Origin of the sequence: Azospirillum sp. A29 (assembly GCF_042604625.1) — a bacterium.
Taxonomy (GTDB): domain Bacteria; phylum Pseudomonadota; class Alphaproteobacteria; order Azospirillales; family Azospirillaceae; genus Azospirillum; species Azospirillum palustre.
In genome coordinates this window covers 697,090-721,521 of the sequence record NZ_CP170467.1, presented here as the reverse complement: position 1 = coordinate 721,521, position 24,432 = coordinate 697,090, and the positions used below count along the sequence as shown (strand labels likewise).

Sequence of the window (24,432 nt, the reverse complement as noted above, 5' to 3'; positions counted from 1 at the left end):
CTGGCCGCTGTCGGAGCTCGACCTGCCGACCTGCTCCGTGGCGCGTATGGTCTTTGATCATCGTTCGCTGACGAACCCGGTCGCCGGGGGGCGCGAAGTTCGGGCCGCCTTCCGCCAACCCGGTCTGACCGCTCAGTGGCCGAGGGCCTGGCCGGGCGAAATGCGGTGGCCGGCCGGAAAGCCGTGGGTCCTCGCGCGCCAGGCGATGAGGAAGCCGATTGCCAGCAACAGGGCCATGGCCCATGGGAAGGCGGATACTCCCCACGCATCGAGCAGAACGCCGCCGAGAAGACCACCGCCGGCAATTGCAGAGTTCCAGGCGACGACGTTCATCGACAATGCGACGTCCGCTCCGTCAGCGGCGGCATCGGCCAAGGCTGTCTGAAGAAGTGTACCGGCACCGCCGAAGGTGACGCCCCAGGTCGCCATCGCGACCAGGAGGACCGACGGAACCACCGCCCAGACGCCAAGCACCAGCGAGGTGAGGCCGAACGCCAGCAAACTGAGGAGCACGGTCCGGCGGAGAGCCCGATCGACGAATTTTCCGGCAACCCATATGCCGACCAGCGCGGCGACGCCGAAAACCAGAAGCACCAAATCGACATGGTCGGCGAGGTTTGCCACGGCAACGAAGGGGGCGATGTATGTGTAGAGAAGATTGTGGGCCAGCATCCATGCGATGACGACGCAGAGAACCGGCCGAACGCCGGGGGTCTTGAAGACCTGCGGCAACGGACTGCGATCGCCTTTGGCCTGCCCGGCATAATCCGGGACCTTTGCGAAAACCCAGGCGATCAAGCTCAGCGTCAGCAGCGACATGATGCCGAAGGCCCAGCGCCAGCCGACCGAGGTCCCGAGCCACGTTCCGAGCGGAACACCGAGGGAAAGTGCGATCGGCGTCCCGACCATTGCAATTGCCAGAGCCTTGCCTTGCTGGCTCAAGGCAACCATCCGGCGCGCGTAGCCTGCCAGCAGGCTCCAGGCCAGGCCGGCGGAGACGCCGGCAAAGAACCGGGCGGCCAGCGTCAGCCAATAGGCGGTAGAAATCGCCGTGACCGAGTTGAAGATCAGGAACCCGACGATGGCCAGCAAGAGAACAGTGCGTCGCCGCCAGCCGCTCGTGGCAAGCGTCAGGGGAATGGCGGCCAGGACGGAGCCCATGGCATAGGCCGTTACGGTCTGCCCTGCCAGCGATGACGACACGGCCAGGCCGTCGCTGATCTGTGGCAACAGTCCGGCCGGCAGGGTTTCGGTCACGATGCAGAGGAAGCCGGTCATCGCGAGAGCCAGCAGCCCTGCCACCGGCAACCGGTCCGCCTCCTCACGCGTCGCTATCGTGGTCGTCGATGCCATCGAACCCTCGTTTATTTATGGATCGGTCAATCCATATATCGAGGACGGGCGTCCCTTGGCAAGAACTTCTGGATCGGTTAGTATAGAAATAGCTCGAGGGAGGGGACATGGCGCGAACCGGACGCCCGAGGGAGTTTGACCGCGACGAAGCGCTCGATGCCGCTTTGTCCCTGTTCTGGGCGCAAGGGTACGAGCCGACCTCGCTTGCGCAACTCAAGGCCTGCATGGGGGACATTTCTTCGGCAAGCTTCTATGCCGCCTTCGGATCGAAGGAAGCGCTGTTCCGCGAAGTCGTCGGGCGATACCAGTCCACTTATGGTCAGGTGACGGCCTGCCTGACGGATGGCAGCCTGCCGCCGCGACAGGCGATTGAGCGTGCGGTGAGGCGCTCCGCCGAGATGCAGACCAACCAGGAGCATCCGCCGGGTTGCCTCATGATCCTCGGAGCGAACAACTGCGCGCCTGAGAACCGGCATATCGACGGCGTCCTGGCGGCCGATCGAATGAAGAATTGGCAGGGGATCAGGGATTGTATCGCCCGTGCCGTCGCCTCCGGAGAGCTGTCGCCTTCGACCAACGCCGATGCGCTGGCGACCGTGTTTCACACATTTCTCATGGGCATTGCCTTTGAGGCGAGGGACCGCACCGAGCCCGCGAAACTCAGTGCCTCGATCGATTCCCTCATGGAACTGTGGGACCGGCACCGCGCATGACGGGGCGGCCACGGTGCGACGGACCGACCATCCGGCCCCTTCCAAGTCCGTCGGGCGGCACCGAAGCCGGCAGATGACCAGCTCGGGCATGCCCGCCTCCCGCAAGGGCGCCCGATCACAACCGGCCGCCGGTGGACTCCGCTCTCACGCCGGATTGTGCGCCAAACTCAACGGAACCCCTTCACGCTTCCGCATCCCGCCGCTTGTAGAGGAGTTCCAGGCAGTCCAGATTCTCGTGCAACTGACGAAACAGATCGCCGGGCTCGCTGGCCGCCCTGCGCTGATCGTCCGTCCGCAAAAGGCCATGCACCGCCAGATCCGCCAGAATCCCAGCGACCTCCCTGGCCGTCTTGCGCCCGCCTTCGTGAAACCACCAGGTCGTCCAGCTGCACATGCCGATCAGCGCGAAAGCGGCGACGCGGGCGTCGACCGGACGGAACACGCCCTGCTGGATCCCTCGTGCGATCTGCGTCGTGAAATGGTCGAGCACGGCCCGTTTGGAGCGCTCGTGCACCGCGCGCAGGTCGGGGGGCAGTTCCACCTCGGTCCGATCCACGACCCGGAAATGAAGGGCGTGCGAGAGGAGAAGCTCGACATGGCCGCTCACCATGGAGCGCAGCACCTCGACCGGATCGTCGTCGGTCCGGGCTGAGAGCATGGCGGATTGCCGATCGCTGACGACGGTGACCTCCTCCACCAGCGAAGCCAGGATCTCTTCCTTGCTTTTGAAATAATAGTAGAGCGCCGTGCGCCCGACATTCAGCGCGTCGGCGATATCCTGGAAGCTGGTGCCGGCGAAGCCGCGTTCGGCGAACAGCTTTGCCGCTGCGTCGAGCACGCTCTGGCGCAGCAGCGCCTTCCGGCCGGTTTCCGCTTTGGCCGATGTTCTGCCCATCCCGTCCTCCTATCCGGCTTCTCCGCGCCGCAGGATGGGAGATTTTGACGCGGACGTCAAATTTTTGAAGCGATGACAGACCGGGTTTTCCACTCCCGCGGCCATCGAAGGCTTTGAAAACATTGCCCTGAAGCGCAATGACCACAACACAGGTGCGACAATGCGCGCCTTGACAGGAATTTCCACCTATTGACGGTGCCGTCAATTATTCGTCACCATGTCAAATATGCAAGGCGGCCAGCATCGATCGATAGCCGTGCCGGCCTGCCTCAAGACCAACATACGGGCGGATCGCGCCGCCCTTCGTAAGGGAGACGATGGACATTCCGGTTTCGGGCACACCCGCGCCTGCCGCACATCAGTCAGCGGAACAGGCGGCGACGGCGGGATTTCTCAACACCGATTGGAACCCACGCGACCTTCCCGACGGCACGCTGACGCGCAACGTGGCGCTGCGCACGGCCGACCGGGCGGCGACGGGAGGCACGCTCTATATCCGCGGACGCAGCGACACGGTCGTGTGCATCATGCACCCGCGGGAGTTCATGGCCTGCCATTATCTTGTCCCGGACATCGTGGAGGCCGGCTTCGCCGCTTGGTCCCAGTCGCCGCGCTCCGTCGGCAACGACAGCCGGCTTGAGCACGAGACGGCTCTGTTCGATGTCGCCGCGGGGCTGTCCTTCCTGCGCGCCCAGGGCTTCCGCCGCATCGTCCTGCTCGGCAACTCCGGCGGCGGCAGTCTCTATGCCTTCTACATGCAGCAGTCGCAGCTGGCGCCGGACCGGCGGATCGCCCGCACGCCCGGCGGGCGGCCGACCAACCTCGCATCGCTTGAGATGCCGGTGGCGGATGGGCTGGTGCTGGTCGCTCCGCACCCCGGCCAGGGCATGCTGCTGATGGGATGCATCGACCCGTCGGTGACCGACGAGGACGACGCGCTGTCGGTGGACCCGGCGCTCGACCCCTTCAGCCCGGCGAACGGCTTCGCGGAGCCTCCGGGACCGTCCCGTTATTCACCGGACTTCGTCGAACGCTACCGCTCCGCGCAGCAGGCCCGGGTCGCGCGCCTGGACGAACGGGCGCATGCCCTGATCGGGGAACGGCTGGCGGCGCGCAAGCGCGCCAAGGAGACCGGCAGCATCGACGACCGGCGGCGCGGCGCCCACACGCCACTCATGACCGTTTGGCGGACCGATGCCGACCTGCACTGTTTCGACCTCAGCCTCGATCCTTCCGACCGCGGCTATGGCTCCCTGTGGGGGCGGGATCCCTTCGCCTCCAACTACGGCGCGGTCGGCTTCGCCCGCGTCTGCTCCCCCGAGGCGTGGCTGTCGACCTGGTCGGGCCTGTCGTCGAACGCCTCCCTGCACAAGACCGCGGCAGCCGTCGAACAGCCGTTGCTGCTGGTCGAGTACACCGGCGACGTCTCGACCTTCCCGTCGAGGGTCGCGTCTCTGTTCGACGGCTTCGCCACAGGACGCAAGACACATCTGCGCATCCGTGGCGACCACCACGGCCGCGCACTGACCCCGGATGAGAAGCCGGGGCGCTACGCCGCCGGCCGGGCGGTCGGCGGGTGGCTGCGCGACCATTTCGGCGGCTGAGTGCCGCGAACGATAGGAATTCAAGGAGACCAGCATGCTTGACCAACCTGCGACCAGGCTCCGCCTGCGCGGCGTGGACCATAGCGCCCGCCCGACCTGGAAACTGCGCGAAACCGTGGAGTTCTACCGCGACAGGCTGGGCCTGCCGCTCGTCCATGTCATCTCGGCACGCGGTTGGGGCCCGGCCACCCATCCCGACTTCCTGCATTTCTTCTTCGACAGCGGCAATGGCAGCACGATCGCCTTCTTCTATTATCTCGGGTCCGACCAGCCGGAGGCGCTGGAAGGGCGCGTAGCGATGCCGCCGCTGCCGGATGACCACGTCTTCGATGCGACCCACACCGCCTGGCTCGTCGACAGCGAAGAGGAGCTGAAGGACTGGAAGCGGCGCCTGGAAGCCGAAGGTCTGACAGTCTCGGTGGAGACCACGCACGAGGTGATCGAGTCCATCTACGTGCGCGATCCCAACGGCTATTTCGTGGAGATCACCCGCAAGCTGCGGCCGCTGAACGCCATGATGCCACCGACGCCGCCCTGACCCTGCGGGCCGCCCTGGACGCGGAAGACGCCGCATCCGCCGAAGGCCGGCGCGTCGTCGCCATTGACGAGATCTGGACACGCAAGTCCAGGTTGCTCGATACGGACGGCAGCCACGCCGCGGCGGTCAGCATCTTCGTGCCGCGGCTGGAGGAATTCGCCAGCCTGACCCGCGCAGCCCGCGGACGCGGCGACTGCACCGTCACCGCGCTGGACACTCACGACCGTATCGACGCCGCCGGGCCGGTCGAGTTCCAGCGTCGTGCACTCGGGCTGAAGCCGGCGGTCTGGTACGGACTTTTCACCGGCGGCATCCGCGGCCGGATCGAGATCTTCGACCGCGACCGCGTCGTCATCGCCCCCGCTGCTTAAGGCGGCCCGCGCATCAAAACGCATCAAGGGGAGGACAGAGATGACAGGAATCCGCAATCCCATAAGCGGAGTCGTCTACACGCCGGCCGATCAGGCCGAACGATACCTTACCGACGGAGCCTGGATCCCGTCCACCGTCGGGGACGTGCTGCGTGCCACCGCAGCGCGCCATCCTGACAAGCCGGCTCTGATCAGCGACGAGCGGACCGTTACCTTCGCCGAACTGGACGGGACGAGCGACCGATTGGCCGCGGCGCTGCTGGCGCTGGGCCTTGCCGCCGGCGACCGCGCGATATTCCAGATGGGCACGACGATCGAGACCGTCATCGCGCTCGCCGCCTGCTTCAAGGCGGGGATCATCCCCGTCTGTACGCTGCCGCAGCACCGCGAGGTGGAGATCGGCGAGCTGGCCCGGCAGAGCGGCGCCCGCGGCTATTTCGTCCAGGCGGACTTCAGCCGCTTCGACCTCGTCGGGTTCGCCGTGTCCATGATGGAACGGCACCCCGGCCTGCAGCATCTCGTGGTTGCGCGGGGCGGGAGGTCCGCCGGACTGGCGCTGGAGGACCTGATCGCCGCCGTTCCGGCGGAAACCGCGCGCGCCCGGCTGGCCGGCATGCCCTTCGGTCCGCAGGACGTCCTGACCTTCCAGCTGTCCGGCGGCACGACCGGACTGCCCAAGATCATTCCGCGCTTCCATGCCGAATATCTCGGTCATGTGCGGCACCTGATGGGGCTCTACGGGATGACGGCGGACAGCCGCATCCTGTGGTCGCTGCCCCTGCTGCACAATGCCGCCCAGGTCTATGCGCTGATGCCGATGATGCTCGGCGGCGCGACCGTCGTCCTGATGCCGAAGGTCGACATCCGGCGCATGCTGGAGCTGATCGAGGCGCACAGAGTCACCCACGCACTGTCGGTCGGCCCCATCGCTCCGCAGCTGATGGGCTATGCGGACATCCGGCGGCACGACCTGTCCTCCCTCCGCCTGTTCGCGACGATGAGCCGTGCCGACAAGCTGGAGGAGCACATCGGCGTGCCCTGCTCCAATCTCTACGGCATCACCGAGGGGCTGCTTCTCGGCTCGCCGGCGGACGCCCCGACCGAGCGGCGGCACCGCACGCAGGGCACCTCCGGCTGTCCGTTCGACGAGATCCGGCTGCTCGAACCGGGAACCAGAATCCCGGTGCCGCCCGGCCAGATGGGCGAGCTGTGCTTCCGCGGCCCGTCCAGCCTGCGCGGCTACCTCGACAACGCGACTGCGAATGCCGGGGCTTTCACGTCCGATGGCTTCTACCGCACGGGCGACATCATGACGGCCCATGTCGTGAATGGGCAGACCTGCTACGCCTTCGAAGGGCGCCTGCGCGACAACATCAACCGCGGTGGCGAGAAGATCGGCTGTGAGGAGGTGGAGGCCTATGTCAGCCGCCATCCCAGCGTCGCCGACGCCAAGCTGGTCGCCATGCCCGATCCGGTCTATGGCGAGAAGGGCTGCATCTTCATCATCACGCGGCCAGGCATGCCCGCTCCGAACGTACAGGAGTTGGGCGCCTTCCTGACCGGTTGCGGGCTTGCGAAATACAAATGCCCGGAGCGCGTCGAAGTGCTGGACGAGTTCCCCCTCACCCGCGTCGGCAAGCTGAACAAGCCGGCGCTGAAGACACTGATCGCCGACATGTTGGCGGCTGAATCCACGGCAGGTGCGGCATGACCCCCAACGACTTCACAGCAACCGAATACGTCGTCGGCACCGACCCCCTGGTGATCCGCCGCCGCGTAAAATGGGGGGAATGCGACCCGGCCGGCGTCGTCTACACCGTCACCTTCAGCGAATACGTCATCTCGGCCGCGGAGCTGTTCTACGGCAGCCTGTTCGGCACCACCCCGCAGCGCGCCAAGGACGAGCAGGGGTTCGGCACGCCCACCCGCGCGCTCGACTTCGACTTCCGCCGGTCGCTGCGGCCGGACGAGGAGTTCGAGATGACCGTCACGGTCGCGGAAATCCGGAACCGCACCTACGTGCTGCGGATCTGCGCCCGCACACTCGATGGCGACATCGCGTTCCTGGCGCATCTGACCCCGGTCTGCGTCGCCCGCGGCGAACGCCGCTCCATCGACATCCCCCCGGCATTCCGGCAGGCGCTGGAACGCTACCACGGCGCCTGTGCGGCGGAAGGCTGTGCGGCGGAAGGAGGCCCGGCATGAAGATCACCATCATCGGAGGCGGCCCGGCCGGCCTTTATTTCGCCCTGCTCGCCAAGAAGCACGACCCGGCGCACGACATCCAAATCCTGGAACAGAACCCGCGGGGCGCCACCTACGGCTGGGGTGTCGTTTTCTCCGACGTCGGCCTTTCCTTTCTGAAGGAGGCGGACCCGGACTTCTTCGCCGAATTCACCGCCGGGCACGAATGCTGCGATTATATGGAGATCGTGCACCGCGACACCCGCGTGCAGATCCACGGCAATCACTTCTCCCGCACCGCCCGGCTCTCCATGCTGGAAACGCTGGAGCGGGCTTGCCTGCGCGTGGGTGTGGAGATCCGCCACGGCGAACGCATCACGGACATCGACGCGCTGGCGCATGACGCCGACCTGCTGGTCGGGGCCGACGGCGCCAACAGCGCGGTGCGCCTGCACTATGCCGAACAGTTCCGCCCCAGCTTCGAACGGCGACGCAACAAGTTCGCCTGGTACGGTACGCGCCAGCGCTTCCATCCCGTCTCGCTGATCTTCCGCGAAACCGCGGCGGGCGTTTTCATCGCCCACAGCTACCAGTACAGCCCGGAATTCAGCACCTTTCTGGTCGAGGTCGATCCGGAGACGTGGCTGCGTGCCGGCTTCGACCGGATGAGCGAGGAGGAGAGCAGCCGCGCCTGCGCGGAGATATTCCGTGCCGACCTCGGCAGCAACCCGTTGCTGACCAACCGGTCGCACTGGTTCGAGGCGAACATCGTGCGCAACGAGCACTGGCACCACGCAAACGTCGTGCTGCTGGGCGACGCTCTGCGCACCGTGCACTTCTCGCTGGGGTCCGGCACCCGCATGGCCATGCAGGACGCCATCGCGCTCCACCGCGGGATCGTCGACCACCCCGGCGACCTGACCGCCGCCTTCCAAGCCTTCGAAGCGCAGCGCCGCCGGTCCTCCTCCAGCTTCCAGGGAGCCGCCGCGCGCAGCCTGGACTGGTACGAGACGGTCGCCGGCAAGCTCCACCTCGACCCCGTCGCCTTCGCCTACGACTACATGCGGCGCACCGGGCAGGTCAGCCACGAGGATTTGCGCCGCCGCGATCCGCACTTCACCGCCGCCTACGAAGCGCAGAACACCGACGAACCCCTGGGGAGGACGGCATGAACACGGTCAGCGTCTCCGACGTCATCGGGCGCAGCCGGCTGGGCGGCCTGCAATTGCGGGTCGTCGCGCTCTGTACCCTGTGCATGATCGTCGACGGTTTCGATGTCCAGGCCATGGGCTATGTGGCGCCGGCGATCATCGGCGACTGGGGCATCCAGAAGGCGGATCTCGGCACCGTATTCGGCGCCGCGCTGCTGGGCATGACCCTGGGTGCCCTGGTCATGGGCATGGTCGCCGACCGGTTCGGCCGCCGCCCGGTGCTGATCGCCGCCATGCTGTGTCTGGCACTCACCAGCTTCGCGACCGCGCAGGCCGCCAGCGTCGAGGAGTTGCGATGGATGCGCTTCCTGACGGGCCTGTGCATGGGTGCGATCGTTCCGAACGCCGTGGCTCTGGCCGGGGAGTTCAGCCCGGCGCGGGTGCGCATCACCCTGATGATGGTCGCTTCATCCGGCTTCATCCTCGGCGGAGCCTTGGGCGGGATCGTCGCCGGCCTGCTCATCCCGGCCTATGGCTGGCATGCGGTGTTCCTCGCCGGTGCGGCCGCCCCGCTGCTGTTGGGCGTGGCGATGCTGGTCCTGCTGCCGGAATCCCTGCAATACCTGACGGTAAGAGGGCGGAAGCTGGAGCAGGTGCGGCGCTGGCTTGTCCGGATCGAGCCGGACCTGACCATGCGCGACGACACGATCCTGGCTGCGGCCGACCGTCCGGCGCGCGGTGCGCCGATCCTGGAGCTGTTCCGCGGCACGATGGCGGTGGCAACGCCGCTTCTGTGGCTGCTGAACTTCATGAACCTGCTTGCCGCCTATTTCCTGGCCAACTGGCTGCCGGTGATCATGACGGAGGCCGGTCATCCCGCCTCGGCAGCGGTGATGGTGGGAACGATCTTCTGGGTCGGCGGGCTGGTCGGCAACCTGCTGCTTGGCTGGCTGGTCGACCGGCACGGCTTCGGCCCGACCCTGGCGATCAATCTGCTGGCCGGCGCACTCGGCGTGGCGCTGATCGGACAGGTCTCCGGCTCGCTGGGGATCGCGGGCGTGGTGATCGCGGTGGCCGGCTTCTGCATCCTGGGGGGACAGTCCGCGTTGAACGCGCTCGCCGCCGCCTTCTACCCGACACCGGTTCGCTCGACGGGTGCGGGCTGGGCGCTTGGCATCGGCCGGCTGGGATCGATCTTCGGGCCGGTTATCGGCGGAGAACTGATGCGGCTGAACTGGTCCACCGCGGACCTTCTGGTGGTGGCCGCCATTCCGTGCCTGATCGCGCTGGCCGGCAACCTGCTGCTCTGGGCGCTTGGCCGGCTGCCGCGCACGGCCGGCAGCACGGCCGGCGCGCTTCCCCCGCAACCCGCCCGATCCCGCACCTGAGGAGCCCGCACCATGACCCGGACCTACCGCATCGGGCAGATCGTGCCCAGTTCCAACACGACCATGGAAACCGAAATCCCGGCCATGCTGCGCGCCCGCGAGGCGGTGCTGCCGGAACGCTTCACCTTCCATTCCAGCCGGATGCGCATGCACCGGGTGGTGAAGGAGGAGCTGGAGGCGATGAACCGCGAGGGGCTGCGCTGTGCCGCGGAACTCGCCGACGCCCGCGTCGACGTGATGAGCACGGCCTGCCTCGTCGCCATCATGGCGATGGGCGTCGGCCACCACCGCACTGTGGAGCGCGAACTGGCCGAAGTCGCCCGCGCGAACCACTCCGTGGCGCCGGTGATGACCTCGGCCGGCGCGCTGGTCGAGGGGCTGAAGGCGCTCGGCGCGCGCCGCATCGCCCTGATGGCACCCTACACCCGTCCCCTGACCGAGCTGGTGGTGGCTTACATCGAGCATGAAGGGATCGAGGTGATCGACTGGCGCTGTTTCGAGATCGCCGACAATCTGGAAGTCGGCCGCCGGGACCCCATGCGGCTGGTCGAGGACGTGCGTTCGCTGAAGACGGCTGGGGCGGACGTCGTTGTTGCCTCGGCCTGCGTGCAGATGCCATCCCTGCCGGCAATCCGCCCCATCGAGGAGATGCTGGGCATCCCGACAGTCTCCACGGCGGTCTGCACCGTGTACGGCATGCTCACCCGTCTGGGCCTGATTCCCGCAGTTCCTGGCGCTGGGGCGTTGCTCGCGGAAGGCGGGCCGGTCTTGGGCTGACTGGCACCGTCAACTTGTCGCCCACCCAGTTGCCTTAGGCCGACGGTGGCGGGGGATGGGACGGCATGACGACGCGCCCCGATCCCCGCTACGCTGGCTATCGCTATCCTGCCGAGATCACTGCGACGGCAGTGTGGCTGTACTTCCGCTTTCCGCTCTAAAGGACGTTGGTGCAAAAAGGCCGGGCCGGTGGTGTTCGGGAGGCCAAGCGGGTATAGAGGCGGCCCGCTGAAGCCGAGACCTCGATGCCGTACAAGGCCAATGAGCCCCGCCGCCACAAGATCCCGAAGGCCCGCTATCGTGTGGAGAACTGGGCGGCCTACGATGCGGCGCTGCGCCGGCGCGGTGACCTGACGATGTGGGTGACGCCGGAGGCGATCGCCGCCTGCTACGGGCCGACGCGGCCGGCCGGCGCGCTACTCCGACGTCGCCATCGAGACCGGGCTGATGCTGCGTCTGGCGTTCGGTCGGCCATGGCGGCAGACCGAGGGTTTGCTGGGCTCGCTCATGCGCCTGCTCGGCCTGGACCTGCCGGTTCCGGATCACACGACGTTCTCCCGGCGCAGCGCCGATCTGGAGGTCGCATCGGCGCTGGCCAGGACGGACGGGCCGGTCACCGTGGTCATCGACTCCACGGGGCTGAAGGTGTTCGGCAAGGGCGAGTGGCACCTGGAAAAGCACGGCGGCCAAGCGCGCCGAAGCTGGAGAAAGCTCCACTTGGCGGTCGATCCCGATACCGGCGAGATCCTGGCCTCGGAGCTGACGGGCAACGAGGAAGGTGACGCCTCGCTGGTCGGCCCGCTGCTCGACCGGATCGCCCGCCCGATCGGCACGGTGCTGGCGGACGGCGCCTACGACGGCGAGCCCGTCTACCGCGCCCTGGCCGCCCACAGCCCCGCGGCGGAGGTGATCATCCCGCCGCGCTCCACCGCGGTGCCGAGCGACACGGCCAGAAGCGCTCCCAGCCAACGCGACAGCCACATCCAGAGGATCGTCGAGCGTGGACGGTGTGGCTGGCAGCGGGATGTCCGCTACGGCCGCCGCTCCTTGGGCGAGGTGGCGATGATGCGCTACAAGCAACTGATCGGCCGTAGCCTCCGCGCCCGGAGTCTGCCCACCCAAAAGGCCGAGGCTGCTGTCGCTTGCAAGGTCATGAACATCATGACCAGCTTGGGCATGCCGATCGCCCGCAAGGTCGCCTGATCACCACCGGCCGTCGGTGGACTCCGCTCTCACGCCGAATTGTGCGCCAAAGTCCCTCGTCGGAGACCCAGACGGTCAGGCTGCCGCGCCGGCGTAGCGATGCGTCGGACATTGGTGCGCAACTTGGCAGGCTGAGACCGCCACTACCCCGGCCTTTTTGCACCAAAGCCCCTTCATCCCGCTTCGGAATCCCGCTTCAGCAGCCATTCGAGGAAGACCCGGCCAGCGCGGTCTTTCGCGGTGCCCTCGCTGTAAAGGACGTGGAAACCGGGCCCGACCAGCCTGTGTTGCGGAAAGGGAGCGACGAGCCGCCCTGCGGCGAGATCGTCCTTTATCAGTGCGTATGGCCCGATCGCCGCCCCGAGGCCGCTGATCGCGGCCTGGAGCGACAGGAAGAAGTGATCGAAGAACGGTCCGGCGATGGCTTCGGGCGTTGCCACGTGGGTGGTCCTGAACCACCGTGTCCATGCGTCAGGCCGCGACTTCAGATGCAGGAGCGGCACCTCGAGCAAATCCTCGGGAGACGCGATCCGCTTCTGCTTCAGCAAGGTCGGGCTCAGCACGACGGTCGACACATCATCGAGAAAACGCTGGCACATATGGTCGGGGCGGCTCATGACGTCGCGCCGGACAACGAAGTCAACCGGCTCGTTGAGATGGCCAATTCCATCCGTCGCCGAGGTCGAGATGCGCAACTCGATCGAAGGGTTGGCAAGCTGGAACGCCGAGATTTGAGGAATAAGCCACCGCAGGGCGAAGGACGGGGTCGCGTCGATCTTCAACACCCGCCCGTAGGTCCGGTGCGACAGTTGCTCCGAGGCGATGGCGAGGCGGTCGAAGCAGGATCGCACATCCTCCAGGAACGCGATAGCCCCCGGTGTCAGACTGATACCGCGTCCCGAGCGCATGAAAAGGGGCTGCCCGAAGTAATCTTCCAGCTGCTTGATCTGCTGGCTCACGGCGCTGTGGGAAACCGCAAGCTCTTCCGCGGCTCTGGTCACGCTCGCGTGGCGTGCCACCACCTCGAAGACCCTGAGTGCGCGGAGCGGTGGAAGGCGTCTCATTTCCCAAGCCTCCTAACAGGTCGGTCAGATTTTCGAACTGGAGCGCCGACTGATTTTCTTACATACAGACATCGTGCGGCGCAACCGCCCATCCAAGAAAAATAATATCTTTCAACGCGGTAGCTGCTGGTACCGAGCAGCGATCGTGCGGTCGTGCGTCAAATCCACGGTGCCCGTCGCGGCCCGATTCTGAAGAACAGGGAAAATTCATGGCTGCAATCACCATCAGCAAGGTGTCGAAAGCCTACGGCAAGGCGGCTGTGCTCCAAGGCGTCGAGCTCGCAATCGACAATGGCACGTTCTTTACGCTTCTCGGGCCAAGCGGCTGCGGGAAAACCACGTTGCTGCGAACCATCGCCGGCTTTATCTCTCCCGACACGGGAAAGATTCTCTTCGACGGCGAGGACGTGACCCGCGTGCCGGTTCATCGCCGGGACATCGGCATGGTGTTCCAGGATTACGCGCTGTTCCCCGACAAAACGGTGTCTGCCAACGTCGCCTACGGCCTGCGCGCCCGGGGCCAAGACCGGAGCACCGTCGAGAAATGTGTTGCCGAGTACCTCGACCGGGTCGGCTTGGCGCATCTCGGCGACCGTTACCCGGCCGAACTCTCGGGCGGCCAGCGCCAGCGCGCCGCGCTGGCCCGCGCGCTCGTCATCCGCCCGCGCGTGCTCCTGATGGACGAGCCGCTGTCGAACCTGGACGCGAAGCTGCGCGTCACCATGCGGGAAACCATCCTCGACCTTCAGCGGGCGTCCCGGACCACCACCATCTTCGTGACGCACGATCAGGAAGAGGCTCTGTCGATGTCCGACCGGATCGCCATTCTCGATCGCGGCGTCATCGCGCAGGTGGGCACGCCGGAGGATCTCTACGAACGGCCGACCAACGCCTACGTCGCCGATTTCATCGGTGCCGCCAACGTGCTGCCGGTGCGGATCCTGCGGGCGGCCGGCGAGGACCACGTCATCGCCGCGATCGCCGGACACGAGTTATGCTGCCTGGGCAGCGGCGCGGCGCGCGGTGGCGAAGACGGCAAACTGATCGCCCGGCCCGAATTGCTGGTGCTGGGCGAAGCCGAAGCGGCGCCCGGCACGCCGAACGTGCTCAAGGGTCAGGTTGCGCGGCGGCAATATCTCGGCGCCCGCACGGTCTACACGGTGCGGATCGGTAACGAGCTCACGATCACGGCGGAGCGGCACGCCGGCGCCACGCACCAGCCCCTGCTGGCGCCCGGCCAGCCGGTGGACGTGGTCGTGCCGAGGACATCCCGCGTCGTGGCAGCCTGAAGGGAGGCGTATCCATGCGACAGCGTATTCTGCCCTGGGGCGCCCTGACCACCCTGTGCATCGCGATCAACGTCCTGTTCGTGCTCTTTCCTCTGCTGACGCTGGTGGGAAACAGCTTCAGCGGCGCCGACGGCGGCCTCGGTTTCGACGGGCTTGCAAGGTTCCTGGCGAACCCCGACTATCTCCAAGGCCTGCGGAACACGGTGGTGCTCGGCGTCGCGGTCACCGTCGCCGCGACTCTCGTGGGCGTGCCTTTCGCCTACATCGTGGCGCGCTACGATTTCCCGCTGAAGAACGTCGTGGCGCTTCTGCCGGTCGCCACCATCATTATTCCAGAAGTCATCACCTGTCAGTCCTGGCTTCTGGTGCTCGGCAACAACGGCTTCGTCACCAAGGCCCTGCGTGACTCGGCGGGGATCGAGCTTCCAAGCTTCTACGGCTGGGGCGGCATGATCTTCGTCATGACGCTGGTGTACTACACCTACATCTATCTAAGCACGCTCGCCGCGCTGCGCGGATTCGACGGCCAGTTGGAAGAGGCGAGCCGGTCGCTTGGCCGCACCCCGGTCGAAACCGTGTTCCGCGTGGTGATCCCCACCGTGGCGCCCGCCATTCTCGTCAACGCGATGGTGGTCTTCACCCTGGTCGTCGGGAACTTCGCGGTCTCGATCATCCTGGGCAACCGCATCCCGCTGCTCTCGATCCAGACCTACAACGCCTTCGTCAACGAGATGGGGGGCAGTCCGGTCATGCAGAGCACGCTCTCCCTGGTGATGATCACGCTGGTCGCCATCGTGCTGTTCGTGCAGAAGCGGTTTGTCGAGCGGCGTCTCGTGCAGATGGCGCAGGGGCGCGCGCCCACTGCGGTCCGGGTTGCCTCGTGGCGGGGCATGGTCTTTGCCGGCCTCGTGCTGGTGGTCGTCCTGCTGTCGTTCCTGCCGCTCGTCACCGTGTTCGTCGCCGCCTTCACCGAAAGCCGGGGCCCGCTCGTCCGCTGGGGCACGTTCTCGCTGGCGGGCATCGAGCGGGCGCTCACCGCAGGCGTCGACCCGATCCTGAATTCGCTCAAGTTCGCGTCGGTGGCGACGGCGGTGGGCATCGCCTTCGCGGTGGTCGCGAGCTACCTGATCGTCAAGAAGCGGTCGGCCGCGACCCAGGCGCTTGATTACCTTGTCGTGCTGCCGCTGACCATCTCCGGCACCGTGCTCGGCATTGCGCTGGTGCAGGCGTTCAACAGCGGCAGCATGGCCCTCACCGGCACCGCGCTCATCATGATCGTCACCTATGTGGTGCGCCGGATGCCCTTCTCGATCCGTTCGGCCGCGTCCTCGCTCTACAACATTCCGGACTCACTGGAGGAGGCGTCGATCAGCCTCGGCGTCCCTCCCTTGAAGACCTTCCTCAAGGTCGTCGTTCCCGTGATGTGGGCTTCCGTCGCGTCCGCCTTCGTCTTGATGTGGGCGAGCACGCTGTCGGAACTCAGCGCCTCCATCGTCGTCTACGGCGGCGGTCTGGAAACGCTGCCCATCGCGATCTTTCGCCAAGTCGACAGCGGCCGCATGGGGCCGGCTTCGGCCTACGCCGCCGTGCTTGTCGTCCTCATCGTCGTGCCGATCGCGCTGAGCGTGAAGCTGCTCCGCATCCGGCTGTTCGCCACCAAGTGAAGGACCAAAGACATGCTTGATCGCCGCAGCTTTATCCTTGCCGCCGGTGCCGGCCTTTGCACCGCCGGCGTCGGGTCGACCTCCCTTGGGCAGCAGGGCGCGGGCAAGGTCGTCCTGTACACCTCGAACAACACCGAGGTCGTCCAGAGCGCCCTCGACGTCATCCGCAAGCGCATCCCCGACCTGCGGGTGGAGCAGGTCACCGGCGGCACCGGCACGCTGATGAAGCGCGTCGAAGCGGAGGCAACGAGCCCCGGCGGCGACGTGTTCTGGAGCGGCGGGTTCGGCACGCTCGGCGCCTATGTCAGGCATTTCGAAAGCTACCGCTCGCCCGAGATCGCCGCCATTCCCCAGAATCTGCAGGGCCCCGGCGGTCTTTGGACCGGGACCAACGTTCACATCATGCTGATCATGGCGAACAAAAGCCGCGCCGGCGGGGCTTCCCTTCCGAAATCCTGGACGGACCTGTTCGACCCCCGTTGGAAAGGGAAGGTCGCCATGACCGACCCGAACAACTCCAGCTTCACCTACATCACCGTGTACGCTCTCCTGCAAAGGTTCGGCGTCGATGGATTGCGCAAGCTTGCCGCTAATCTCGTGATCACCGGCACGACCGGGCAGACGAACAAAGGGGTTTCCGACGGAGAATACGCCCTCGGCATCACCTCCGAAGCCGCGGCCTACGAGTATGTCGCCGCCGAACAGCCGGACATCTCGCTGATCTACCCAGCGGAGGGCGCCGTGCTGTCGCCGGAGGGGATGGTGCTCATCAAGGGCGCCAGGAACCCGGACGCCGCCCGCCGGCTCTACGACGCCTTCCTCTCGAAGGAGGTGCAGGAGGCTGTCCTCAAGACGACCTACCGGCGCCCGTCCCGCGTGGACATCAAGGTCTCGTCCATCGTCAAGCTGCCGGACATGGTTGATATCGCCCTGCTCGACGTCGACCAGAGCGCCGCCTCCCAGGATCGCGAGGAGCTGCTGAAAGTGTGGAACACCATCGTCGCCGACGCCCGGCGCTGACCAACGCCGACCCGCGGCGCCGGCTCGCGCCGCCCCTCTTTCACCAAGGATAATCATGGGAATCGTTGCCAACCACGTAAAAGCCGTTCGTCCTTCGGAAACCAAAGCGATGACGGCCCGCGCCGCCGCGCTCAAGGCGCAAGGGCGGGAGATCATCACGTTGAGCCAGGGTGAGCCGGATTTCGATACGCCGGATAATGTGCTTGAAGCCGGCATTCAGGCAATCCGCTCCGGAAAGACGCGCTACACGGCGGTCGCTGGCATCACTCCGCTGAGAGAGGCGATCCGCGACAAGCTGAAGCGCGACAACAGCCTCGATTACGACATCGACCAGATCACCGTCGGATGCGGCGCCAAGCAGGTGGTGTTCAACGGCCTGTTCGCCAGCCTGAATCCAGGCGACGAGGTGGTCATCCCCAGCCCCTGCTGGGTGTCCTATCCCGACATGGTGCGGCTCGCCGGCGGAACGCCGGTCATGGCGGAATGCTCGGAAGTCCTGGACTTCAAACTCGGGCCTGAAAGCCTCGAGGCGGCCATCAGCCCGCGCACGAAGTGGCTGATGCTGAACTCTCCGCTGAACCCCACGGGAGCGGTCTACAGCGCCGAGGATTTGTCCCACCTCGCCGAGGTGCTGCGCAGACACCCTCACGTCTGGGTGCTGGCCGACGACATCTACGAGAAGCTCGTCTACCCGCCGGCCCGCTTCGCGACCATGGCCGAGATCGCCCCCGACCTCCATGACCGCACGCTCACCATCAACGGCGTTTCCAAGGCCAACTGCATGACCGGCTGGCGGGTTGGTTACGGCGCCGGTCCCATCGAGCTCATCAAGGCGATGAACACGATCCAGGGGCAGACCTCGTCGCACACGAGTTCGATCTCGCAGCACGCCGCGATCGAGGCGATCGCCGGCGACCAATCCTACATAGCCGGCTTCGTCGCCGAATTCCAACGGCGCCGGGACCTTGTCGTGGCGCGGCTGAACGAGGCCCCTGGTTTGCGGTGCCGGACGCCGGAGGGTGCGTTCTACGTCTACCCGAACTGCGCGGGCGTGATCGGCAAGCGCACGCCCTCGGGCGACACCATCACGTCAGACACCGACTTCGCCATGCATCTGCTCGACGCCGCCGGGGTCGCGGTGGTGCCCGGCTCCGGCTTCATGGCTTCGCCCTACATCCGGATTTCCTACGCCTCCTCCTTCGAGGAGCTCGAGCGTGCCTGCGACAAGATCATCAAAGCCTGCGCGGATCTGAATTGAAGGGTAATGACATGACGACGAAGAGCAAGAGCCGCATCCTGCGCGATGCGATGGCCGACAAGGGCCTCGTCCACATCATGGCCTCACACGCGCCGCTGTCGGCGCGGCTTGCCGAGGAGGCCGGGTTCGACGGCGTCTGGGCAAGCGGGTTCGAACTGTCCGCGCTTTACGGTCTTCCGGACGTGAGTCTGGTTTCCATGACCCAGCATCTCGACATGATGCGCGCCATGTCGGAACAGATGGACCTGCCGATCGTCGCCGACATCGACACCGGGTTCGGCAACGCCGTCAACGTGATCTACGCGGTCGAACAATACGAAGCGGCGGGCGCCGCAGCGGTCGTCATCGAGGACAAATCCTTCCCCAAGGTCACCAGCCTCGTTGCCGACGGCCGCCAGGAGTTGCTCCGGATCGAGGAGTTCCAGGGCAAGATCGAGGCCGCCTGCAAGACCCGCAAGGATCCCGACTTCCTTATTGTCGCCCGCGACGAGGCGCTCATCGCCGGCCTGGGCGAGCTGGAGGCGCTCAAACGGGCCGCAGCCTACGAGGAGGCGGGCGCCGACATGATCCTGATCCACTCCAAGAAGAAGACCCCCGACGAGGTCGAAAGCTTCGTCAACGCTTGGCATGGAAGGGCGCCGGTCGTCATCGTGCCGACCGCCTATCCCGAAATGAACGCGGAACGGATTCGCGCGCTCGGCAAGATCCGAATGGTCATCTACGGCAACCACGCCATCCGCGCGTCGGTGACGGCCATGCAGAAAACCTTCTCCGACATCATCAAGAATGGCGGCATCCAGAAGGTCAATGAGGAGATTGTGTCGGTCGAGGAAATCTTCCGTCTCCAGAGAATGGACCGGGTGAAGGCGCACGAGCGGGCCTATCTCCGCTGACGTCGATGGGACGGAGGCCCCCTCGTCCTCGCGAAGGTTCCGGGGAGGGGGCCGCTTTCCCGGCGGTAATGGTCCTGCGTCGGCAACCGACGCCACAATCCCTCCATGACGGTAACACAGCCATGAACGCAAACGCGGCCTCGCGCAAAGCCGAGCGAATGGAAGAAGTGGTGCGCCAACTTCGCGGCCGGCTGCACCGGCACCAAGCCGCCGAGGCAAGACGGTTCGTGCGCCAGTTCTACGCCAACGTGCCCCCCGACGACGTTCTGCGGACGCCGGCCGACCAGCTCTACGGCGCCGCCGTCGCCATGTGGCGGTGGGGCCGGCGGCGCCGGCCAAGCGAGGCCGGCGTGCGCGTCTACAACCCGCGCGTCGATGAGCATGGCTGGCAGTCTCCCCGCACCGTGGTGGAGATCGTCACCGACGACATGCCCTTCCTGGTCGACTCGGTCACCGCGGAGCTGGACCGTCAGGGCTTCATTGTACATCTGGTGATCCACCCCGTGCTGCGGCTGACACGCGACGAGTCCGGCCACCTCGCCCAGCTTTACGAACGCGAAGCGGCGCCGGTGGAGGCCGGCCGGGAATCCTTTATGCATGTGGAGGTGGAGCCGCGTTGCGCCGCGCAGGCGCTGGAGGGGGTGCGCACCGGGCTGGAACAGGTGCTGGGCGACGTGCGCGCCGCCGTGGCCGACGGGCGCGCCATGCGCGACAGGGTTCTGAGCGGGCCGCGCAGCAACCCGGCCGCCACGCTTCCGGCCCAGGAAGTGGCGGCCGAGGAGGTGGCGGAAGCCGAGGCGTTTCTGCGCTGGATGGACGCCGACCACTTCACGTATCTGGGTTCCCGCGATTTCCGGTTCGAACCGGCGGCGGGGGGTGGGTTGGCGCTGAACCCGGTCGAGGGCAGCGGGCTGGGCATGCTGCGCGACGGCGAGGTCACGGTTTTCGAGGCCCTGCGCAACCAACAGGCGCTGACGCCGGACGCGCGGGCGATCCTGCGCGCGCCGCGCGCGCTGATGGTGTCCAAGGCCGACACCCGCTCCTCTGTCCACCGGCCGGCGCACATGGACATGGTGCTGGTGAAGCGCTTCGACGACGAGGGGCGGATCGTCGGGGAGCGGCTGGTCGTCGGCCTGTTCACCTCGGCCGCCTGCAACCGCAGCCCGCAAGACATCCCCTTCTTGCGGCGCAAGGTGAAGGCGGTGATGGAGCGCGCCGGATTCGACCCCGGAAGCCACGACGGCAAGGCGCTGCTGAACATCCTGGAGACCCACCCACGCGACGAGCTGTTCCAGGCCGGCGTCGAGGAGCTGCACGACACGGCCATCGGCATCCTGCATCTCCAGGAACGTCGGAGGATGGCGCTGTTCTTGCGCTGGGATCCGTTCGACCGCTTCGCCTCCTGCCTCGTCTTCGTGCCGCGCGACCGCTACGACACCGCGCTGCGCCGGCGCGTCCAGGCGATCCTGGAGGAGGCGCTGGGCGGTCCCTGCACGGCCCTGTCCACCCTGCTGTCCGAAAGCGCGCTGGCGCGCATCCACGTCATCGTCAAGGCCGGGCCGGGGCGGGCCGCGCACGTCTCGGTGACGGATGTCGGGGAACGGCTGGCGGAGACCGCGCGCGCCTGGACCGACCAGCTCAGGGACGCGCTTGTGGAGGCGCACGGCGAGGAAGCCGGGACGGCGCTGAACGCGCGCTACGCCGACGCCTTCCCCACCAGCTACCGCGAGGCCTTCGCCGCCGAAGCGGCCGTGCACGACATCGAGCGGATCGAGGCCGCCGTCCAGCATGGCCGGCTGGGCGTCAACCTCTACCAGCCGCCGGCGGCGGGACCGTCGGAGCTGCACGTCAAAATCTACCGCGAGGGCGGCCCGGTGCCGCTGTCCGACGTGCTCCCCATGCTGGAGCACATGGACCTCAAGGTCATCACGGATCAGCCCTTCGACGTGACGGCGTCCGGGCGTCTGGCGCCGGTGTGGATCCAGGAATTCGTGCTGCGCACCGCGACCGGGGCGCCGGTGGACGTGGCGGCGGTGAAGGAGAGCTTCCAGGACGCCTTTTCCGCCGTATGGGACGGGCGCATGGAGGACGACGGCTTCAACCGGCTGGTTCTGCGCGCCGGGCTGACCAGCCGCGAGGTCACGGTGCTCCGCGCGTACGCCAAGTATCTTCGCCAGGCGCGCGTCGCCTTCACCCAGGAGGCCGTGGAAGCGACGCTCGCCGCGCATCCGGAGACCGCGCGCCTAATCCTGCGGCTGTTCCAGGCGCGTTTCGATCCCGCCGGGCAGGATCCCGCCGGGCAGGATCTCGTCGAACCGGGCGACGAGGCGGGCATCGCGGCGTTGATCGAGGACGCGCTGGAGTCCGTCGCCAACCTGGACGAGGACCGCATCCTGCGGCGCTTGGTGAACCTCGTGCGCGCGACGCTGCGCACCAACGCCTACCAGTCGGGGATGGACGGGCGGCCGAAGAGCTACATCGCCTTCAAGCTGGACAGCACCGGCATCGAGGCGTTGCCACTGCCCCGCCCGTGGGTGGAGATTTTTGTCTACAGCCCCCGCATGGAGGGCGTGCATCTGCGCGGCGGCCGGGTGGCGCGCGGCGGCATCCGCTGGTCCGACCGGTGCGAGGACTTCCGCACCGAAATCCTGGGGCTGATGAAGGCGCAGATGGTGAAGAACACCGTCATCGTGCCGGTGGGGTCCAAGGGCGGCTTCGTCGTCAAGCGCCCACCGCCCACGAGCGCCGGTCGCGAGGCGATCCAGGCCGAGGGCATCGAGTGCTACAAGACCCTGATGCGCGGTCTGCTGGACGTGACGGACAACCTTGCCCCGGACGGCACGGTGGTGCCGCCCCGCGACGTGCGCCGGCACGACGGCGACGACCCCTATCTGGTCGTCGCGGCGGACAAGGGCACGGCGGCCTTTTCGGACATCGCGAACTCCGTCTCCATCGAATACGGGTTCTGGCTGGGCGACGCCTTCGCGTCGGGCGGCAGCCAGGGCTACGACCACAAGAAGATGGGCATCACCGCCCGTGGCGCCTGGGAGTCGGTGAAGCACCATTTCCGCGAGCTGGGGCGCGACATCCAGCGTCAGGACTTCACCTGCGTCGGCGTGGGCGACATGTCCGGCGACGTGTTCGGCAACGGCATGCTGTTGTCGGAGCACACGAAGCTGGTCGGCGCTTTCGACCACCGCCACATCTTCTGCGACCCGGACCCGGACCCGGCCGCGAGCGTCGCCGAGCGCAGGCGGCTGTTCGAACTGCCGCGCTCCTCCTGGGCGGATTATGACGCGGCGCAGCTGTCCCGAGGCGGGCGGATCTTCCGGCGTTCCGCCAAGTCGCTGCAACTGACTCAGGAAATCCGGGAGCGCTTCGGCGTCCGCGCCGACCACGTCACTCCGGCGGAGCTTATCCAGGCCATGCTGAAGGCCGAAATGGACCTGCTGTGGTTCGGCGGCATCGGCACCTACCTCAAGGCGTCGGACGAGACCAACGCAGAGGTCGGCGACAAGAGCAACGATGCGCTGCGCATCGACGGGGCGCAGGTGCGCGCCCGGGTGATCGGCGAGGGTGCCAATCTGGGCGTAACCCAGCGCGGCCGCATCGAGGCGGCGCGGCGGGGCGTGCGGCTGAACACCGACGCCATCGACAATTCGGCGGGGGTGGACACCTCCGACCATGAGGTGAACATCAAGATCCTGCTGAACGATCTGGTGGCGCGCGGCGACATGACCATGACCCAGCGCAACGGGCTTCTGGTCGCAATGACCGACGAGGTGGCGGCGCTGGTGCTGAACGACAACTACCTCCAGACCCGGGCGCTGACCATCGCCCAAGCGCGCGGGCCGGACCTGCTGGAGCAGCAGGCGCGTTTCATCCGCTCGCTGGAGAAGGCCGGTCGCCTCAACCGCGCCATCGAACATCTGCCGGACGACGAGGAGCTGGCCGCCCGCATGGCCGCCCGCCAAGGGCTGACCCGGCCGGAATTGGCGGTGTTGCTGGCCTACGCCAAGATCATGCTGTACGACGACCTCCTGCGCACCGACCTGCCGGACGATCCGTTCATGCGCGAGGATCTTGCGCGCTATTTCCCCAGCCCGTTGCGCGACCGCTTCGGCGCGGCGATCGCGCGGCACCGGCTGCGGCGCGAGATCATCGCCACGGGGGTGAGCAACTCGCTGGTCAACCGGGTCGGGCCGGTGTTCGTGAAGGACATGATGGAGAAGACCGGCATGGGGCCGGGCGACGTGGCGCGGGCCTACGCCATCGTGCGCGACGCCTTCCAGCTCCGCCCGCTGTGGACGTCCATCGAGGATCTGGACACCCGGATCCCCGCCGCCGCGCAGACCGCGATGCTGCTGGAGACCGTCCGCCTGATGGAACGCGCGGTGGCGTGGTTCCTCACCGGCGGCGCCCACCCGCTGTCCATCGCCGGAGAGACCGCGGCCTACCGTCCTGGCGTCGAGGCGTTGATCGGTGCGCTCGACACGGTTTTGGACGGCGAAGAGGCGGCGCGGCTGGCCGCCCGCGCCCGGATCCACACCGCCCAGGGTGTGCCGGAGGAACTGGCCAGGCGCGTCGCGGCGCTGCCGGTGCTGGCTTCGGCCCCGGATCTGGTGCGGGTGGCGGAGCGCACAGGGCGCGACGTGCCGGCGGTGGCGGCGGTGTATTTCCGTCTGGGCCGGCGCTTGGGTTTGGAATGGCTGCGCGACAAGGCGGACGGCGCCAAGGCCGACAACCATTGGCAGAAGCAGGCGATCGCCGCCATCGTGGACGACCTGTTCGCTCACCAGACGGAGCTGACCGTACGCGTGCTGGACGGCACGGCCGACGGCGGGACGGCGGTGGAGGGCTGGATCGCTCAGCGCAAGCCGGTGGTGGAGCGCGTGGAGCATCTGCTGTCGGAACTGCGCGGTCAGGTCGACCTGGACCTCGCCATGCTGACGGTGGCGAACCGCCAGTTGCGGGGGATGATGGTCGGGGGCACCGTCAAGTTCGGGCTATGCGGCCGTGTGCGGTGACGGTATAGGGCCGAGATGACGACGCGCCCCGACCGCCGTG

18 protein-coding genes and 1 pseudogene are annotated in these 24,432 nt (G+C 67.0%); 16 read left to right on the top strand and 3 right to left on the bottom strand.

The window, feature by feature from the left end; genetic code table 11:
• Window positions 1-132: 132 nt before the first annotated feature.
• The gene (locus ABNQ38_RS31430; protein ID WP_377810215.1) at window positions 133-1,353 is read right to left on the bottom strand and encodes an MFS transporter; all 1,221 of its coding nucleotides are present in this window, start codon (window positions 1,351-1,353) and stop codon (window positions 133-135) included.
• Window positions 1,354-1,460: 107 nt separating this feature from the next.
• Between ABNQ38_RS31430 and ABNQ38_RS31425 the strand changes: the two genes are divergently transcribed.
• Window positions 1,461-2,066 (top strand): TetR/AcrR family transcriptional regulator, encoded by a 606-nt coding sequence (locus tag ABNQ38_RS31425; protein WP_377810214.1) that lies wholly within the window; start codon window positions 1,461-1,463, stop codon window positions 2,064-2,066.
• A 181-nt stretch (window positions 2,067-2,247) separates the two neighbouring features.
• Here ABNQ38_RS31425 and ABNQ38_RS31420 read toward each other — a convergent pair whose 3' ends face one another.
• Window positions 2,248-2,961 carry a TetR/AcrR family transcriptional regulator gene (locus ABNQ38_RS31420; protein WP_377810213.1) on the bottom strand — a complete coding sequence of 238 codons (714 nt, stop codon included), beginning with the start codon at window positions 2,959-2,961 and terminating at the stop codon, window positions 2,248-2,250.
• A gap of 317 nt (window positions 2,962-3,278) precedes the next feature.
• Here ABNQ38_RS31420 and ABNQ38_RS31415 point away from each other — a divergent pair, with 317 nt between their 5' ends.
• The 9 genes and pseudogenes from ABNQ38_RS31415 (at window position 3,279) to ABNQ38_RS31375 (ending at window position 12,177) form a co-directional block, all read left to right on the top strand.
• Window positions 3,279-4,565, top strand: a complete 1,287-nt coding sequence (locus ABNQ38_RS31415; RefSeq protein ID WP_377810212.1) for a hypothetical protein — start codon at window positions 3,279-3,281, stop codon at window positions 4,563-4,565.
• Window positions 4,566-4,599: 34 nt separating this feature from the next.
• Window positions 4,600-5,103: a VOC family protein gene (locus tag ABNQ38_RS31410; protein ID WP_377810211.1), complete on the top strand. Its 504-nt coding sequence runs from the start codon at window positions 4,600-4,602 to the stop codon at window positions 5,101-5,103.
• Window positions 5,104-5,195: 92 nt separating this feature from the next.
• Complete coding sequence (locus ABNQ38_RS31405) at window positions 5,196-5,474, top strand: hypothetical protein (RefSeq protein WP_377810210.1); 279 nt, start codon at window positions 5,196-5,198, stop codon at window positions 5,472-5,474.
• Window positions 5,475-5,514: 40 nt separating this feature from the next.
• Window positions 5,515-7,185 (top strand): AMP-binding protein, encoded by a 1,671-nt coding sequence (locus ABNQ38_RS31400; RefSeq protein WP_377810209.1) that lies wholly within the window; start codon window positions 5,515-5,517, stop codon window positions 7,183-7,185.
• Entirely contained in the window at window positions 7,182-7,679 is a 498-nt protein-coding gene (locus tag ABNQ38_RS31395; RefSeq protein ID WP_377810208.1) for an acyl-CoA thioesterase, read from the top strand. The genes ABNQ38_RS31400 and ABNQ38_RS31395 overlap by 4 nt, the downstream gene beginning before the upstream one ends.
• Window positions 7,676-8,830 carry an FAD-dependent monooxygenase gene (locus ABNQ38_RS31390; protein WP_377810207.1) on the top strand — a complete coding sequence of 385 codons (1,155 nt, stop codon included), beginning with the start codon at window positions 7,676-7,678 and terminating at the stop codon, window positions 8,828-8,830. The genes ABNQ38_RS31395 and ABNQ38_RS31390 overlap by 4 nt, the downstream gene beginning before the upstream one ends.
• A complete protein-coding gene (locus ABNQ38_RS31385) occupies window positions 8,827-10,197 on the top strand; it encodes an MFS transporter (RefSeq protein WP_377810206.1) in 1,371 nt (456 codons plus the stop codon). The genes ABNQ38_RS31390 and ABNQ38_RS31385 overlap by 4 nt, the downstream gene beginning before the upstream one ends.
• Window positions 10,198-10,209: 12 nt before the next feature.
• A complete protein-coding gene (locus ABNQ38_RS31380; RefSeq protein WP_377810205.1) occupies window positions 10,210-10,974 on the top strand; it encodes an Asp/Glu racemase in 765 nt (254 codons plus the stop codon).
• A gap of 245 nt (window positions 10,975-11,219) precedes the next feature.
• Window positions 11,220-12,177, top strand: a pseudogene (locus tag ABNQ38_RS31375) (IS5 family transposase).
• Window positions 12,178-12,350: 173 nt separating this feature from the next.
• On the opposite strand, the gene ABNQ38_RS31370 reads toward ABNQ38_RS31375, so the two are convergent.
• Complete coding sequence (locus tag ABNQ38_RS31370) at window positions 12,351-13,241, bottom strand: LysR substrate-binding domain-containing protein (RefSeq protein ID WP_377810204.1); 891 nt, start codon at window positions 13,239-13,241, stop codon at window positions 12,351-12,353.
• Window positions 13,242-13,450: 209 nt separating this feature from the next.
• On the opposite strand from ABNQ38_RS31370, the gene ABNQ38_RS31365 reads away from it, so the two are divergent.
• The 6 genes from ABNQ38_RS31365 to ABNQ38_RS31340 all read left to right on the top strand — a co-directional run bounded on the left by ABNQ38_RS31365 (window position 13,451) and on the right by ABNQ38_RS31340 (window position 24,392).
• Window positions 13,451-14,530 carry an ABC transporter ATP-binding protein gene (locus ABNQ38_RS31365; protein ID WP_377810203.1) on the top strand — a complete coding sequence of 360 codons (1,080 nt, stop codon included), beginning with the start codon at window positions 13,451-13,453 and terminating at the stop codon, window positions 14,528-14,530.
• A 14-nt stretch (window positions 14,531-14,544) separates the two neighbouring features.
• On the top strand, window positions 14,545-16,194 hold the full coding sequence (locus ABNQ38_RS31360; protein ID WP_377810202.1) for an ABC transporter permease: 1,650 nt from the start codon (window positions 14,545-14,547) through the stop codon (window positions 16,192-16,194).
• A 12-nt stretch (window positions 16,195-16,206) separates the two neighbouring features.
• Window positions 16,207-17,214, top strand: coding sequence for an extracellular solute-binding protein (locus ABNQ38_RS31355; protein WP_377810201.1), 1,008 nt, complete (start codon window positions 16,207-16,209; stop codon window positions 17,212-17,214).
• Between the two features lie 55 nt (window positions 17,215-17,269).
• Window positions 17,270-18,472, top strand: coding sequence for a pyridoxal phosphate-dependent aminotransferase (locus ABNQ38_RS31350; protein ID WP_377810200.1), 1,203 nt, complete (start codon window positions 17,270-17,272; stop codon window positions 18,470-18,472).
• Window positions 18,473-18,483: 11 nt separating this feature from the next.
• Window positions 18,484-19,365 (top strand): phosphonopyruvate hydrolase, encoded by an 882-nt coding sequence (locus tag ABNQ38_RS31345; RefSeq protein ID WP_377810199.1) that lies wholly within the window; start codon window positions 18,484-18,486, stop codon window positions 19,363-19,365.
• Between the two features lie 122 nt (window positions 19,366-19,487).
• Window positions 19,488-24,392 carry an NAD-glutamate dehydrogenase gene (locus tag ABNQ38_RS31340; protein WP_377810198.1) on the top strand — a complete coding sequence of 1,635 codons (4,905 nt, stop codon included), beginning with the start codon at window positions 19,488-19,490 and terminating at the stop codon, window positions 24,390-24,392.
• Window positions 24,393-24,432 lie beyond the last annotated feature (40 nt).

Bases quoted from the DNA above. Each gene is read 5' to 3' on its own strand.
- ABNQ38_RS31370 (WP_377810204.1), bottom strand. From the start codon at position 13,241: ATGAGACGCCTTCCACCGCTCCGCGCACTCAGGGTCTTCGAGGTGGTG.
- ABNQ38_RS31380 (WP_377810205.1), top strand. From the start codon at position 10,210: ATGACCCGGACCTACCGCATCGGGCAGATCGTGCCCAGTTCCAACACG.
- ABNQ38_RS31385 (WP_377810206.1), top strand. From the start codon at position 8,827: ATGAACACGGTCAGCGTCTCCGACGTCATCGGGCGCAGCCGGCTGGGC.
- ABNQ38_RS31410 (WP_377810211.1), top strand. From the start codon at position 4,600: ATGCTTGACCAACCTGCGACCAGGCTCCGCCTGCGCGGCGTGGACCAT.
- ABNQ38_RS31355 (WP_377810201.1), top strand. From the start codon at position 16,207: ATGCTTGATCGCCGCAGCTTTATCCTTGCCGCCGGTGCCGGCCTTTGC.
- ABNQ38_RS31345 (WP_377810199.1), top strand. From the start codon at position 18,484: ATGACGACGAAGAGCAAGAGCCGCATCCTGCGCGATGCGATGGCCGAC.
- ABNQ38_RS31395 (WP_377810208.1), top strand. From the start codon at position 7,182: ATGACCCCCAACGACTTCACAGCAACCGAATACGTCGTCGGCACCGAC.
- ABNQ38_RS31430 (WP_377810215.1), bottom strand. From the start codon at position 1,353: ATGGCATCGACGACCACGATAGCGACGCGTGAGGAGGCGGACCGGTTG.
- ABNQ38_RS31420 (WP_377810213.1), bottom strand. From the start codon at position 2,961: ATGGGCAGAACATCGGCCAAAGCGGAAACCGGCCGGAAGGCGCTGCTG.
- ABNQ38_RS31415 (WP_377810212.1), top strand. From the start codon at position 3,279: ATGGACATTCCGGTTTCGGGCACACCCGCGCCTGCCGCACATCAGTCA.
- ABNQ38_RS31350 (WP_377810200.1), top strand. From the start codon at position 17,270: ATGGGAATCGTTGCCAACCACGTAAAAGCCGTTCGTCCTTCGGAAACC.
- ABNQ38_RS31340 (WP_377810198.1), top strand. From the start codon at position 19,488: ATGAACGCAAACGCGGCCTCGCGCAAAGCCGAGCGAATGGAAGAAGTG.
- ABNQ38_RS31400 (WP_377810209.1), top strand. From the start codon at position 5,515: ATGACAGGAATCCGCAATCCCATAAGCGGAGTCGTCTACACGCCGGCC.
- ABNQ38_RS31425 (WP_377810214.1), top strand. From the start codon at position 1,461: ATGGCGCGAACCGGACGCCCGAGGGAGTTTGACCGCGACGAAGCGCTC.
- ABNQ38_RS31360 (WP_377810202.1), top strand. From the start codon at position 14,545: ATGCGACAGCGTATTCTGCCCTGGGGCGCCCTGACCACCCTGTGCATC.
- ABNQ38_RS31365 (WP_377810203.1), top strand. From the start codon at position 13,451: ATGGCTGCAATCACCATCAGCAAGGTGTCGAAAGCCTACGGCAAGGCG.
- ABNQ38_RS31390 (WP_377810207.1), top strand. From the start codon at position 7,676: ATGAAGATCACCATCATCGGAGGCGGCCCGGCCGGCCTTTATTTCGCC.